Origin of the sequence: Buttiauxella brennerae ATCC 51605 (genome assembly GCF_001654925.1) — a bacterium.
Taxonomy (GTDB): Bacteria; Pseudomonadota; Gammaproteobacteria; order Enterobacterales; family Enterobacteriaceae; genus Buttiauxella; species Buttiauxella brennerae.
Genome location: NZ_LXER01000017.1, coordinates 167,892 through 181,622, shown reverse-complemented (window position 1 = coordinate 181,622; position 13,731 = coordinate 167,892). Strand labels below are relative to the sequence as shown.

Sequence of the window (13,731 nt, the reverse complement as noted above, 5' to 3'; positions counted from 1 at the left end):
TAAAACAGAAGGGATGGTTCTGGAATGTTTCTTTATAAATGGTGCGTCCGAGTGGACTCGAACCACCGACCCCTACCATGTCAAGGTAGTGCTCTAACCAACTGAGCTACGGACGCACTGTTTGTTGCGGTATTACGTACTGCGGTAAAACGAGAAAATGGTGCGTCCGAGTGGACTCGAACCACCGACCCCTACCATGTCAAGGTAGTGCTCTAACCAACTGAGCTACGGACGCACTGTGTTGTCTGAGACAACGGGGACGAATATTAGCGGCAGCCCTCAAACCTTGCAAGGGTTAAACGGTAATTTTCTTCCATATTTCACTCGTTTGCTGCGCAACTGCGCAAGTCGATGGAAAAATAGCCGCCATTATGGCGGCTATTCACGTTTATCGCGCAGCGCGATGCAAAATCGTCATCGAAGGCTGGCGTTGTAACCAGCGCATTCTGAACATCATCATAATCGCAGCCGACGTCAAACCGATAATAAAGCCAGTCCAGAAACCAGCTGGGCCCATCGGTTCAACAATCCAATCGGTCAGCGCCAGAATGTATCCGCTTGGTAATCCCAGCACCCAGTAGGCGATAAAAGTGATAAAGAAAATTGAGCGAGTGTCTTTATAACCACGCAGTACACCGCTGCCGATAACCTGCACGGAATCGGAAAGCTGGTAAACCGCCGCCAGTAGCATCAGGTGAGCCGCCAGCGCGACAACTTCTGGGTTGCTGTTGTAGAGCAGGGCGATGTGTTCGCGCATCACAATCGTGAAGATGGCAGTCAGCGTCGCCATACACATACCAACCCCAATACCGGTCCAGGCTGCGGTTTGCGCATCAAGTGTTGAGCCCTGGCCCAGACGGAAGCCTACGCGAATAGTGACTGCTGCTGAAAGTGACATTGGCAAGACGAACATCAGCGAGCTGAAGTTCAGGGCAATCTGGTGGCCTGCCACGTTCACAATCCCCAGTGGTGCGACTAGCAGTGCCACGACCGCGAAAAGCGTCACTTCAAAGAACAGCGCCAGCGCAATCGGCATGCCCAGCTGGGTCAGGCGATACATCACTTTCCAGTCAGGTTTGATAAAGCCTTTTGGCAGTTTCAAATCGCGCATTGAGCGTGCTTTTCGTACATAAGAAATCATGAAGAAAAACATCACCCAATACACTGCTGCTGTTGCTACACCGCAACCCACACCGCCGAGTTCTGGCATACCAAAGTGGCCGTAAATAAAGATGTAGTTGACCGGAATGTTGACCAGCAGGCCGATAAAGCCCATCACCATACCGGGTTTGGTTTTTGCCAGACCTTCACACTGGTTACGTGCCACCTGGAAGAATAAGTAGCCCGGGACGCCCCACAGCAGCGCGCGCAAATAGCCCACGGCTTTATCAGCAAGCTGCGGATCAATATCTTTCATGGCATGAATAATATGGCCTGCGTTCCACAGGACAACCATGATAAGCACGGAGACAATCCCCGCCAGCCAGAAACCTTGACGAATTTGGTGAGCGATACGCTCACGACGGCCAGAGCCGTTGAGTTGTGCGACGGTGGGCGTTAGCGCCATCAATAAACCGTGGCCGAAGAGAATGGCGGGCAGCCAGATAGAGGTACCGATTGCCACTGCGGCCATATCGGTTGCGCTGTAGCCACCGGCCATCACGGTATCGACAAAGCCCATCGAGGTTTGTGCGATTTGCGCGAGGATCACGGGTATCGCCAACGCGAGCAGTTGGCGGGCTTCAACAAAGTACTTCTGCATGTTAACACCTGAATATTTTTAGTTATTAGAAAGACAACAAGACCGCCAGAAGTGGCAGGAAAATAGGAATTGCAGGGGAATTAGCCTGACTATTGTAGCGGCAGAAAACGAATATGCCAGCCAAATAATGGTGGGTTGGCGCGGATAGCTGGCAAGCATTTTTTCCAACTGTTAAAGTGCTGCATTATCTATTATACCCGTCATCCTTCGAGCTACAGGGGTGTTGGCTGCAGTCACAAACCCCAGTCACTTACTCAAGTAAGCTCCTGGGGATTTGCTCCCTGGCCGCCTACCTGTAACTCGAATGCTAACGGGTATGTTCAATACCATTTAATTACCAGGAGCTTTACGATGTTTACAGGTATTGTGCAGGGCACTGCGACCCTGGTCTCCATTGACGAGAAACCTAACTTCCGCACGCACGTTATCGCCATGCCAGATGCGATGTTACCCGGCCTTGAGACAGGGGCGTCGGTTGCGCATAACGGCTGTTGCCTGACGGTCACGGAAATCAATGGTAACCACGTCAGCTTTGATCTTATGAAAGAGACGCTGCGCATCACCAACCTCGGCGAGTTAGTGGTGGGCGACAGTGTTAACGTCGAACGCGCGGCTAAATTTAATGATGAAATCGGCGGGCATCTTATGTCCGGTCATATTATGACGACCGCTGAAGTGGCAAAAATTCTGACCTCAGAAAATAACCGCCAGATCTGGTTTAAAATGCGCGATACAACCTTGATGAAATATATTCTGCATAAAGGATATATCGGCATTGATGGTATTAGCCTGACGGTAGGTGAAGTGACTTCATCGCGTTTCTGCGTGCATTTAATTCCTGAAACGCTGGAGCGAACCACGCTTGGCAGCAAGAAATTAGGCAACCGCATTAATATTGAGATCGACCCGCAGACCCAGGCGATTGTTGATACCGTAGAGCGTGTGCTTGCACAGCGTGAAACGACGCTGGAAGCGCTGTTGCCGAAGGCGTGATCAACGAGTTTTGTCGGATGTCGGATTAGCGTCGGCGACATCCGACATTATTATCAGGCAATCAATAAACTTCCGCGCACCAAATCACTGCTGTGCCGTTCCCCCAACAACAACTCCACCGCCCGACGGGCAATGCTCTCTAACGGGTATTTAATCGCTGGAATTGCGTTTACCCCAGGCATTCGGGTTGAACCATCCAGACTGAAAACCATCACTTGTTCAGGAACCTGTAACTGGTACTGGTTGAGCATCATCACGGCTTCTTGCGCTTGAGTGTCGTCGGTGACTAAAAGCGCTGAAAACTTCACACCGCGGTTAATCAGGCGCTGCAGCGCAATGCGTACCGATGATTCATCGTCAATGACCAGCTGGCGGTTAAAAGGCACCACATGGTTGTGCAAGGCCTGGTGATAACCCTCAAGCGTTAATGATGCCGCTTCACCGCTGGCAAAATTGATGAGCGCGATTTGCCGCCGCTTCTGGTTACATAAATAGTGCACGGCAGTTTCTGCGGCAAAAACATGATCACACTGAATACTGAAGTTGTGCGAACCACTCAGACAATCAATCAACATAATATCGTCGTCGAGTTCCGGCAGAGGGAAACGAGCCCCTACTACAACCAGCGCGTCACACAACCCGTTGGAAAGCTCCTGTGCAGCCTGAGCCACGCTGTCATGGTCATTGGCAAAGCGTAGCAACAAATGTTTTTGATGCTGGTTAAGCTGCTTTTCAAGCGCTTGCAGGTAACCGGTAGACTGCTGAATATGTTCTGTCGCGCAGATCACACCAATGCAATGAGTGGACTGGCTACTGAGTGATTGAGCGATAGCGTTGGGTTTGTAATTGAGGATCTCGGCGGCGCGTAAAACTGCCTGGCGGCTCTCTTCTTTCACGCCGCGACTGCCGCTTAAAACACGCGAAACGGTTGCTTTGGAAACCTGAGCAAGGCGTGCTACATCATTAATATTCGACATGGTGTGTTCCCGCTCCTCAGCCAGAAACGGGCCTTGCGGCCCGTATGCTGAGATTACGTACGATCGTTAAAGCCATTTTCTGCGGCGGTAGCTTTGTACCATTCGCCACTTTTCTTGATGGAGCGTTGCTGTGTCTCGAGATTTAACGAGACAAAACCGTAACGGTTTTTATAGGCGTTGCACCAGGACCAGTTATCAATAAACGTCCACATGTGATAGCCGAGGCAATTGCTGCCTTCGCTGATGCCTTTATGCAGCCACTTCAGGTGATCGCTCACGAAATCAATGCGGTAATCATCCTGAATCTGGCCGTTCTCGTCGAAGCGCTGTTCGTTTTCAACGCCCATGCCATTCTCGGAAATATAGCAATTTGGGTTGCCGTAATTTTCACGCAGGTTGGTGAGAATATCGTAAATCCCTTGCTCGTAGATTTCCCAGCCGCGGTATGGGTTCATTTTGCGGCCAGGCATTTCATAGGCTTCAAAGAACCATTCCGGCATGAACGGGCTGTCAGGGTTCACCAGTGAATCGCGGCATTTGATGCGGCGTGGCTGGTAATAGTTAATCCCCAGCAAATCAACAACACCCGCCGCCAGCAACTCTTTGTCACCAGGCTGACACGCAGGCAACTGGCCATGCTCTTTCAACAGTTCCACTAACTCTTGCGGATATTCACCACGCAAAGCCGGGTCGAGGAAGCTGCGGTTAAACATCAGGTCAGCGATGTTTGCCGCTTTCACGTCCGCAGGGTTTTGCGAACGTGGGTAAGAAGGGGTGAGGTTGAGAATAATACCGATTTCGCCGCCGTCATTACGCTCGTGATAAGCCTTTACCGCCAGCGAGTGGGCGATCATGGTGTGGTAGGCAACGGTGGCTGCACGTTTGAAATCCACCACGTTCGGGTAATGGAAGTCGTACAGATAGCCGCCTTCGACGGGTACAACCGGCTCGTTGAATGTGAACCAATGCTTCACGCGGTCGCCAAACAGCTCGAAGCAAACATTCGCAAATTCAGCATAAGCCGTGACAACGTCACGATTTTCCCAGCCGCCTTCCTGTTGCATTGCCATTGGCATATCAAAGTGGAACAGGTTGATAAAGGGTTTGATGCCTTGCGCCAGTAATTCGTCGATGACCTGATTGTAGAAAGTCACCGCTTGCTGGTTGACCGCACCGCGCCCTTCAGGGAGCAGCCGCGCCCATGAAATGGAGGTGCGGAAGGTGTTGTGATTCAATTCTTTCAGTAGCGCGATATCTTGCTTCCAGTTCTTGTAGAACGTGGAGGTGTCTGCCGGGCCTACGCCGTTATGGAAACGGGTCGGTTGTTCTTTAAACCACTGATCCCAAATGGTGGCTGACTTGCCAAAAGAGAGCGTTTCACCTTCAGTTTGCGGTGCTGAACTGGCGCTGCCCCACCAAAAATTATCAGGAAATACGTATTTCATTTTCGTTCCTCGTTTGACGTGCCTGCCATCCGGGCAGGCAATAAAAAAATATCAGTTTGCTGTAATCGGGCTGTTAGTTTCCTGCGCATTACGTTCTTCATCCTGTTTCAGCAGAGTGCGCTCATAAGCCTTCAGGAATGGGTAATACATCACAGCCGACATGACCATACAAATCAGGCACATGATTACGGGACTTACCGCCCAGTTTGCGGCCCAGGAAGCACCAATCGGTGCCGGTGTAGTCCAAGGTGTCAGCGATACAACCTGTGCAACCCAACCTAATTTGGTGGCGATATAAGCCAGCGTGGCGTTAATCATCGGCACTAAAGTAAACGGCAGGAAGAACATCGGGTTCATGATGATTGGCGTACCGAACAGAATCGGCTCGTTGATGTTAAAGAAGCTTGGCACCACGCCCATTTTGCCGATGGTGCGCAGGTGAATCGCACGGCTACGTAACAGCAAGAACGCCAGTGGCAGCGTTGATCCCACACCGCCAATCAGCAAATAGTGGTCCCAGAAACCCTGCAGATAGATATGTGGCAGAACATTACCCGCCGCAAGTGCCGTCTGGTTAGCAGAAAGGTTAGCCATCCAGAACGGATTCATGATCCCGGTGACGATAAGCGCACCATGAATACCGGCAAACCACAAAATCTGGCAGATAAAGACGGAAATCAGTATCGCAGGCAGGGAATCGGATGCGGAGACCAGCGGCGCCAGCAAGTGCATGATGGCTTCCGGAATAATCATCCCGGTGGTCGACTCAATAAACAAGTTCAGCGGGTGCAGAGTGGCAACAATCACCACCACCGGAATCAGAATTTCAAATGAACGTGCAACACCCGTCGGGACTTCTTTTGGCAGGCGGATAGTGATGTTGTGGCGTTTTAAGAACGCGTACATTTCGCTGGCGTAAATCGCTGTAATCAGCGCGGTGAAAATGCCCTGGCCAGAGAAATACTGCGTTGAGATTTGCCCATCTTTATAGGGCGCGGCGACCAGTAAAAAGGCCATGAACGCCAGCAAACCCGTCATTATCGGGTCGAGCTTATAGTGTTTGCCAAGACTTGCGCCAATACCGACGGAAATAAAGAACGTCATCACGCCCATGCTGAGGTTAAACGGCAACATCAGCTGTTCACGGTAGGTGAGTGAAAAATTCAGCCATGAACGCGCGAAACCCCAGCTGCTGTCTGGCGAGAACGGCGGGAAGATAAACACTAACAAGAAAGAACCGATGATCATAAACGGCAGGGCGGAGATAAAACCGTCGCGGATGGCGATGACATGGCGCTGAGAGCCCATTGCTCCGGCCATTGGCGTGACTTTTTGCTCAATCACATTGACCATTTTTTGGTACATGCTCATGGCGGTATCCTTGCTATTGTTTTTTGGAAGTGACTAATTGTGAAACAACATGGAAACCGGTTTCCAATGAATAAATAGATAAGTGTTAACGGGATCAAACTCGTGAACAAAGGAGCGCAGGAAACGTGAAGAAACTCACATTTTGTTAAGAAAATGCTACATGCTTGAGAAGAGGCAGGTAGCCCCGGCAACGCCGGGGCAAAAATCAATGCGGAACGCGTAAACCGTTTTCGACGCCACGGGTAAAGACGACTTGCCAAAGCTGGATATCGCGAGCACGGAACGCGCCGGCACAGGCGTTAAGATAATAACTGAACATTCGTTTGAAGCGCTCTGAATAGTTATCAGCAATCTGTGGCCAGTAATTCTGGAAGCGCTCATGCCATGCCATTAATGTTTTGTCGTAGTCGGCGCCAAAATTATGCCAGTCCTCCATAACAAAACGGCCTTCGCTTGCCTGAGCAATCTGGCAAATTGACGGCAGACACCCGTTAGGGAAAATGTATTTGTCTATCCATGGGTCGACGTGGTTATGGGTTCTGTTCGAGCCGATGGTGTGCAGCAGGAAAATACCGTCTGGTTTCAGATTGCGGTCGGCAACATTAAAATAAGTGGCGTAGTTTTTCGGCCCGACGTGTTCAAACATGCCGACGGAAACAATGCGGTCAAACTGCATATCCAGTTCGCGATAATCTTGCAGCAAAATATTAACGTTAAGCCCTGCACATCGTTGCTGCGCCATTTTTTGCTGTTCGGCAGAAATAGTGACGCCATGCACTGCCACGCCATAATTGCGCGCGGCAAATTCGGCAAGCCCGCCCCAGCCACAACCAATATCCAGCAGCGTCATACCAGGCTCAAGATGGAGCTTATCGCAGATCATTTTCAGTTTGGCATTCTGCGCGTCACTCAAGGTTGCGGCATCTTTCCAGTAACCACATGAATATTGCATATGCTCGTCGAGCATCAGGGTAAAGAGATCATTACCCAGATCGTAATGCTCTTTGCCAACAATCCAGGCGCGTTTTTGGGTTTGCAGATTAAAAAATCGGGCAGCAGCAATGCGCAGTGTGTCTTTTATATGCCGGGGGAGTTTGCTTTCAAGCCCTGCGCGAATGGCATTATTGAAAAAGATATCCAGGCGTTCGCAATCCCACCAGCCGTCCATATAACTCTCACCAAGACCCAGTGAACCCTCTTGCAGGACACGCTTAAAAAAATCGGGATGTTTAACCTGTATATCGAAAGGGCGCGGACCATTTATTTCCACACCGGCCTGTGTGAGCATTTCATTCACAATCCGATACCACGGGTTATTTCTTATGCTGACTTCTTCTATACACGATGAACTCATAGCTTCTCCATCACCAATGTGTGAGGAACCTTAAAACAGCGTAGACGCTATTTTGGGCATGTGAGAAATGTCACGGAAATTTCCGCGAGCCTGATTCCGACGTAGAACAGAGAAAGGGGCGAATGCCCACTAAATTAAGACTAAAAACAACAAACGGGAGCACAAGGGCTCCCGTCATAACTTCATTATTATGTACTGACAATCGAGCCGTTAATCAGTATAGGCTCGCCTACGCGTTGATTCAATGAAATATTCTTAGCAAGCTAACTACATTGATCTCACGCCGACTGGCAGATTAATGCGCATCGGATTCAGCAGGTTGCCAGACCTCAACGTTTTTGCGGCGTTGCAGCAGGTAGCCCAACATCGCCAGCACAATGGTGACCAGCATTACGCTGGTGGTGGTCAGCAGCGGCGTGGCGACCAGCCATGACACCATCAGGCTTGCGAGGAAACACAGCCCTAATTGCAGTGTGTTTTGCAGCGCAGCGGCTTTACCTGTGGCTTGTGGGAATGGGAGCAGAGCTGACGCCACAACAATCGGGTAAATCGCACCGTTAGCAATCGCCATCACGCAGAAGGGAATCAGCAACAATGTCAGGCTGGCATGACCGCTTACCGCAACCGCCCAGGTGCCGAAAATGCTCAGCGTGTACAGAGCCAGCAACCATGGCAGCATTTGCTTGCCCTGCCATTTTTGCAGTGCGCTACGGCAACCATAACCCCCAATCAGGAAGGCAATGGTTTGTGGAACATAACTCAGGCCAATCGCTGAAGGGCTATAACCCATGTCATTGAGAATGAAAGGGGAACCCGTCAACCAGGCAAAGAAACTTGCCGAACAGGCGGCGTAAATCAAAACGTTACCGCTATACACACGTGAGCGCAGCAGTGAGGTAAAGCTGACTTTGTTATCTTCAGTTTGTGGGTGATGCTGAGTACGTGGTTTCAGGCGCAGTGTCGGGATCATCAGCAGCAGTGTGATGACAAACAGCGTAGCGAAAATCGCCTGCCAGTCAAAGTGGACCAAAATCCAGCTACCCAGCAGCGGGGCCAGTGCCGGAGACAGCCCAACCAGCGGCATAATGGTCGCGAAAATGCGATTCGCGCGGTTTGCCGGATAATAATCGGTGACCAGTGCCTGCCAGCTAACGGCGGCAGAACAGACGCCGATAGCCTGCACAAAACGCAGCACCAGCAAGGCGGTAGCACTTTCTACCCACAGCATGCCAATACAGCCGATAGCAAACAGACTCAGACCCGCCAATAATACCGGTTTACGCCCCAAATGGTCAGACAGCGGCCCCCACATTAACTGGGCAAACGCAAAGCCCGCGAGGAACAGACTCAGGCTGGCACTGACGGCTGAGGCATCAGTGCCTAAATCTTGCTGAATGGCAGCGAAAGCAGGCAGATACATGTCTGTGGCGAGGAACCCCAGCACGCTTAATCCGGCCAGCCAGATTAGAAATCCTTTTGATGGTTGCATGATCTTCTCTTGATTTATTTTGCAGGTTGATTGCCGCGAGAGTGTACGGAGTGCAATTACGCTTGTGAAACGCTAATATTTGTAGGTTGCGTTCAAAAATTTTGTGAGCAGAAAAATGTGGTCAGAATATTCGCTGGAAGTGATAGATGCGGTTGCGCGCAATGGCAGCTTTAGTGGTGCGGCACAGGAGTTGCACCGCGTTCCGTCTGCCATAAGCTATACGGTACGGCAACTTGAAGAATGGTTAGCCGTTCCCCTGTTCGAACGCCGTCATCGGGATGTCGAATTAACCCCCGCGGGCGTCTTTTTTCTCAAGGAAGGCCGCTCTGTTATCAAAAAAATGATGACGACACGGCAACAGTGCCAACAGATCGCAAATGGATGGCGTGGGCACCTGGCTATAGCGGTTGATAACATTGTAAAACCCGAGCGAACACGGCAACTGGTGGTGGATTTTTATCGCCACTTTCCTGATATCGAACTGCGTATTTTCCAGGAAGTGTTTAACGGTGTGTGGGACGCCCTGGCGGATGGACGTGTTGAAGTGGCGATTGGGGCAACTCAGGCGATCCCGGTCGGTGGCCGTTTTGCTTTCCGCGATATGGGCACCTTAAGCTGGCGTTGCGTGGTGGCGTCCCATCATCCCCTGGCGATACAAGGCGGGACATTGAGTGATGACGACTTACGTGCCTGGCCGTCACTGGTGCTCGAAGATACCTCACGCTCACTGCCGAAACGAATTACCTGGCTTCTGGATAACCAGCGGCGCGTGGTAGTGCCAGATTGGGAGTCGGGTTCCGATTGCCTCAGCGCGGGTTTGTGTATCGGTATGGTGCCATTGCATATCGCCAGGCCATGGGTGGATTCAGGTAAATGGTGCGAGCTGACGCTGGATAACCCTTTCCCGGATGCTGCTTGTTGCCTGACGTGGAAGCAAAATGACGCTTCGCCAGCTTTGGCCTGGCTGCTGGAGTATTTGGGAGATAGTGAAACGATGAATCAGGAGTGGTTGCAGGAGCCTGTGTAGGCAGGCTCCATTGACTATTTCTAGCGGCGGTAATCGCGGAACGGACCATCAGCCACAGAACGGCGTTCAATCAGACGCGGATGCACTTCAATTGATTGCGTTTCTTCGCGTTTGTTGACGATTCTGTCCAGCAGCATATTAAATGCCGTTTCACCCAGCGAGTCTTTCGGCTGGTGAATGGTGGTCAATGCAGGCGAGAAGAAACGCGCATTACGCACGTTGTCGTAACCGATGATAGAAATATCCTGCGGTACACGCAGACCCATTTCATCAGCCGCACAAATCGCGCCCATCGCCATGATATCGCCGCCGCAGAACACGGCAGTAGGGCGATGTGCCTGGCCGAGGATCTGCTGCATTGCGCGGTAACCTGACTCTGGCTCAAAGTCACCCTGAACAATCCAGTTGTCTGGAATGGCAATACCGGCTTCCACCAGTGCTTTCATAAAGCCAGCATGACGGCCACCGCCGGTGTTACGTTCCATTTGCCCGGGAATGGCACCAATTTCACGGTGACCGCGTTCAATCAAATAACGCCCGGCCAGATAACCACCGTGGAAAGCGTTATCGACAACGGAGTCGGTGAAATCAGCACGGGCTTCGCCCCAGTCCATCACAACCATTGGGATGTGGCGGTACTCTTCCAGCATGGTCAGTAACGATTCCGGATATTCTGAACACATCACCAGCAGGCCATCGACGCGCTTTTGCGCCATCATTGACAAGTAGGCACGCTGTTTTTCAAAGTTGTTGTGCGCGTTACCCAGAATCAGGGTATAGCCTTTTTCAAAGCAGCTATTTTCAACGGCCTCGATGATTTCGGCGAAATATGGTGCTTCGCTGGAAGTGGCTAACAGACCAATCGTTTTGGTGTGATTAACTTTCAGGCTGCGGGCTACCGCACTTGGCGAATAATGTAATTCTTTGATTGCCGCCCACACCGCGTTGCGTGTTTCTTCCGCCACAAAACGGGTCTTGTTAATTACATGTGATACGGTTGTAGTGGAAACGTTTGCGCGTTTCGCCACGTCCTTGATTGTTGCCATTAAATGTCACTCCAGGCCATATCGTAAGCCCCTGATAACTAAAGTGGTAAACGATTGCGTATGCTCACTCCTGAGGCAACATGGTGGTTGCGGGTATGCCGGGGATGCGACATAAAACGAGAGGAGGGCATTGAATTGATAGTACGCAATAAATTAGCGAGGGATTTTGGCCTATCCTGGCGGAAAGTGGAAGAGGCAAAAGCAATATCCGGTTAAAACCAGGAGGATTTTTCTCTCTGGTTGTGGGAAAATCAATCTGACGCACCGTTTGTAAGGTAATAAAAGGAGTTTGCTGATGAGTACAGACCTGAAATTTTCAATCACGACCACGGTTATTGTTCTGGCACTGATTGTCTGTGGCGCATTAACCGCCGTACTGCACTGATTAATCTTTTGCACTGAATAAAATGGGCCGCGATTGCGGCCCATTTTATTTATCCCCTTGCAAGGAACTGGCGGTTAAGCGGCCAGGTTTTTCGCAACAAACGCCCAGTTCACCAACGCCCAGAAGTGCTCAAGGTAGTTAGGACGAGCATTGCGGTAGTCGATGTAGTACGCATGTTCCCACACATCTACAGTCAGTAACGCAGTCGCCGCAGTCGTCAACGGTGTGCCAGCGTTAGACGTAGACACAATTGCCAACGCACCATCTTCATTTTTAACCAGCCACGTCCAGCCCGCACCAAAGTTCTTGATAGCGGCATCAGTAAACTGTTGTTTGAATTCAGCGAAGCTACCAAAAGATTTATTGATGGCTTCCAGCAGTTCGCCAGTCGGCTCGCCGCCCGCATTGGGTGCCAGACAGTTCCAGTAGAAGGTGTGGTTCCATACCTGAGCTGCGTTGTTGAACACGCCGCCTTCAGAAGTACGAACGATCTCTTCCAGAGTTTTGCCTTCAAACGCAGTGCCCTTAACCAGATTATTCAGGTTAGTGACATAGGTTTGATGGTGTTTACCGTAATGGTATTCCAGCGTTTCGGCGGAGATATGCGGTACTAAAGCATCTTTTGCATATGGTAGTGCAGGTAGTTCGAACGACATTGCTGACTCCTTATTACCCGTCATGCTTCGAGCTGCATAGTGGTTGACTGCGATGCAACTCAAATTATTCAGGGTATCTATTGTTAAACATCACTTTTAGTGCGGTTTTAGGGTAACAAATTGAAAGGATAAGCAAAAGAGGGAACTCACCTGCCCAGGGAAGGGCAGGTGCAGTTTTTCAACAAATCGCGTTTAACGAATGGTTTTAGGAGTCATGACGCGCTTGGCACCCACGTAGTGGCGTTGCCAATAGTCTTCGCTCAATGAAGTGATCTGGATATCCTGACCGCTTCGCGGTGACTGAATAAATTTACCGTTACCGACATACACGCCAACATGGTCTGCGGTGCCACGGCCTTGTGTGCGGAAGAAGACCAGATCGCCCGTTTCTAATTCTCCACGATCGACAGATGAGGCATCACGCAGGTGATACATCTCATTAGCGGTACGAGGAATGCGGAATTTCACCAAATCTTTATACGCATAGTAAACCAGACCGCTGCAATCGAAACCGGTCATCGGAGAGGTGCCACCCCAACGATATGGTTTGCCAATCTGGCCCATCAATTTGTTCATCGCCGTTTTTTGTGCTTTTTGCACACGGACTTTATGCGCCGCAGCTATCGTCGTCGGTTGCGCTGATTTAACTTTTACACAATGCACTTTATAGCCTTTACGTGGCTTGCTGCATTTTTCGGTGAAAGTAACAGGCTGGACTTTTGCAAGCTGGGAGGTTTTATTGCGGGAGTTTTTTGCAAGATTCTTTGTTTTGGCACTGCTGGCGTTTTTGGCAGTTTTGCTTTTTGCGGCAGTTGTTTCTTTTTTCTTGCTGGTTGTTTTGGTTGAAGCAGTGCTTTTTTTGCTGGCGGTAGTGGTTTTACTCTTACTGCTCTTTTCTGTGCTCTTCGTTGTGCTTTTCACAACGTGCGCTTTTTGCGCAGCCACTGGACGAGCGTGCTCGGACGCGTGCGTCAATGGTGTATATGGCAAGGTAAATAGCAGAGCACAGAGCGTGATAGAAATTTTTGTTATCCGCGCCACTCGACAATCCCCTGGTTAAAATGAATGCATGAGAAAAACCATCATGCCCGCGTATGAATTTGCGAAACCCGCCGATTCTAATCTATTAAACACAATAAAGTTAATAACCTTTTACTCTTCGTCTTGCAGTTTCGTTACCGGGCGCAAAAAAAATGACCAAACTAATGGTTGTAAGGCTATTTATT

At 50.4% G+C, this 13,731-nt stretch carries 12 protein-coding genes and 2 tRNA genes; 3 read left to right on the top strand and 11 right to left on the bottom strand.

Features of this window, described 5'->3' with window-relative positions:
• Positions 1 to 39: 39 nt before the first annotated feature.
• From M975_RS08970 to mdtK, 3 genes are all read right to left on the bottom strand, one after another.
• Positions 40 to 116 (bottom strand) — tRNA-Val (locus M975_RS08970).
• A gap of 42 nt (positions 117 to 158) precedes the next feature.
• Positions 159 to 235: transfer RNA gene (locus tag M975_RS08965), tRNA-Val, on the bottom strand.
• A 153-nt stretch (positions 236 to 388) separates the two neighbouring features.
• Positions 389 to 1,762 (bottom strand): MdtK family multidrug efflux MATE transporter, encoded by a 1,374-nt coding sequence (mdtK, locus tag M975_RS08960; protein WP_064558876.1) that lies wholly within the window; start codon positions 1,760 to 1,762, stop codon positions 389 to 391.
• A gap of 351 nt (positions 1,763 to 2,113) precedes the next feature.
• Here mdtK and M975_RS08955 point away from each other — a divergent pair, with 351 nt between their 5' ends.
• Positions 2,114 to 2,755, top strand: a complete 642-nt coding sequence (locus M975_RS08955; RefSeq protein WP_064558875.1) for a riboflavin synthase — start codon at positions 2,114 to 2,116, stop codon at positions 2,753 to 2,755.
• A gap of 53 nt (positions 2,756 to 2,808) precedes the next feature.
• Here M975_RS08955 and M975_RS08950 read toward each other — a convergent pair whose 3' ends face one another.
• The 5 genes from M975_RS08950 to punC form a co-directional block, all read right to left on the bottom strand.
• Entirely contained in the window at positions 2,809 to 3,732 is a 924-nt protein-coding gene (locus M975_RS08950; RefSeq protein WP_064558874.1) for a LacI family DNA-binding transcriptional regulator, read from the bottom strand.
• A 53-nt stretch (positions 3,733 to 3,785) separates the two neighbouring features.
• Positions 3,786 to 5,177 carry a glycoside hydrolase family 1 protein gene (locus M975_RS08945; protein WP_064558873.1) on the bottom strand — a complete coding sequence of 464 codons (1,392 nt, stop codon included), beginning with the start codon at positions 5,175 to 5,177 and terminating at the stop codon, positions 3,786 to 3,788.
• 51 nt (positions 5,178 to 5,228) lie between these two features.
• The gene (locus M975_RS08940) at positions 5,229 to 6,548 is read right to left on the bottom strand and encodes a PTS sugar transporter subunit IIC (protein WP_064558872.1); all 1,320 of its coding nucleotides are present in this window, start codon (positions 6,546 to 6,548) and stop codon (positions 5,229 to 5,231) included.
• 205 nt (positions 6,549 to 6,753) lie between these two features.
• Complete coding sequence (cfa, locus tag M975_RS08935) at positions 6,754 to 7,902, bottom strand: cyclopropane fatty acyl phospholipid synthase (protein WP_064558871.1); 1,149 nt, start codon at positions 7,900 to 7,902, stop codon at positions 6,754 to 6,756.
• A 295-nt stretch (positions 7,903 to 8,197) separates the two neighbouring features.
• Complete coding sequence (gene punC, locus M975_RS08930) at positions 8,198 to 9,391, bottom strand: purine nucleoside transporter PunC (RefSeq protein ID WP_064558870.1); 1,194 nt, start codon at positions 9,389 to 9,391, stop codon at positions 8,198 to 8,200.
• A gap of 115 nt (positions 9,392 to 9,506) precedes the next feature.
• On the opposite strand from punC, the gene punR reads away from it, so the two are divergent.
• Positions 9,507 to 10,418, top strand: a complete 912-nt coding sequence (punR, locus tag M975_RS08925; protein ID WP_064558869.1) for a DNA-binding transcriptional activator PunR — start codon at positions 9,507 to 9,509, stop codon at positions 10,416 to 10,418.
• A 20-nt stretch (positions 10,419 to 10,438) separates the two neighbouring features.
• Here the strand turns inward: punR and purR are convergent, their stop codons facing one another.
• On the bottom strand, positions 10,439 to 11,464 hold the full coding sequence (gene purR / locus M975_RS08920) for an HTH-type transcriptional repressor PurR (protein WP_064558868.1): 1,026 nt from the start codon (positions 11,462 to 11,464) through the stop codon (positions 10,439 to 10,441).
• A gap of 295 nt (positions 11,465 to 11,759) precedes the next feature.
• On the opposite strand from purR, the gene cydH reads away from it, so the two are divergent.
• Positions 11,760 to 11,849, top strand: coding sequence for a cytochrome bd-I oxidase subunit CydH (gene cydH, locus M975_RS22915; RefSeq protein WP_034495793.1), 90 nt, complete (start codon positions 11,760 to 11,762; stop codon positions 11,847 to 11,849).
• Between the two features lie 74 nt (positions 11,850 to 11,923).
• Here cydH and sodB read toward each other — a convergent pair whose 3' ends face one another.
• Together sodB and M975_RS08910 are read right to left on the bottom strand one after the other, a co-directional pair.
• Positions 11,924 to 12,505: a superoxide dismutase [Fe] gene (gene sodB, locus M975_RS08915; protein ID WP_064558867.1), complete on the bottom strand. Its 582-nt coding sequence runs from the start codon at positions 12,503 to 12,505 to the stop codon at positions 11,924 to 11,926.
• Between the two features lie 192 nt (positions 12,506 to 12,697).
• A complete protein-coding gene (locus tag M975_RS08910; RefSeq protein ID WP_064558866.1) occupies positions 12,698 to 13,546 on the bottom strand; it encodes a C40 family peptidase in 849 nt (282 codons plus the stop codon).
• Positions 13,547 to 13,731: the final 185 nt, after the last annotated feature.

Excerpts from the sequence above, each read along its gene's own strand:
- mdtK (WP_064558876.1), bottom strand. The coding sequence starts at position 1,762 with ATGCAGAAGTACTTTGTTGAAGCCCGCCAACTGCTCGCGTTGGCGATA.
- M975_RS08955 (WP_064558875.1), top strand. The coding sequence starts at position 2,114 with ATGTTTACAGGTATTGTGCAGGGCACTGCGACCCTGGTCTCCATTGAC.
- M975_RS08950 (WP_064558874.1), bottom strand. The coding sequence starts at position 3,732 with ATGTCGAATATTAATGATGTAGCACGCCTTGCTCAGGTTTCCAAAGCA.
- M975_RS08945 (WP_064558873.1), bottom strand. The coding sequence starts at position 5,177 with ATGAAATACGTATTTCCTGATAATTTTTGGTGGGGCAGCGCCAGTTCA.
- M975_RS08940 (WP_064558872.1), bottom strand. The coding sequence starts at position 6,548 with ATGAGCATGTACCAAAAAATGGTCAATGTGATTGAGCAAAAAGTCACG.
- cfa (WP_064558871.1), bottom strand. The coding sequence starts at position 7,902 with ATGAGTTCATCGTGTATAGAAGAAGTCAGCATAAGAAATAACCCGTGG.
- punC (WP_064558870.1), bottom strand. The coding sequence starts at position 9,391 with ATGCAACCATCAAAAGGATTTCTAATCTGGCTGGCCGGATTAAGCGTG.
- punR (WP_064558869.1), top strand. The coding sequence starts at position 9,507 with ATGTGGTCAGAATATTCGCTGGAAGTGATAGATGCGGTTGCGCGCAAT.
- purR (WP_064558868.1), bottom strand. The coding sequence starts at position 11,464 with ATGGCAACAATCAAGGACGTGGCGAAACGCGCAAACGTTTCCACTACA.
- cydH (WP_034495793.1), top strand. The coding sequence starts at position 11,760 with ATGAGTACAGACCTGAAATTTTCAATCACGACCACGGTTATTGTTCTG.
- sodB (WP_064558867.1), bottom strand. The coding sequence starts at position 12,505 with ATGTCGTTCGAACTACCTGCACTACCATATGCAAAAGATGCTTTAGTA.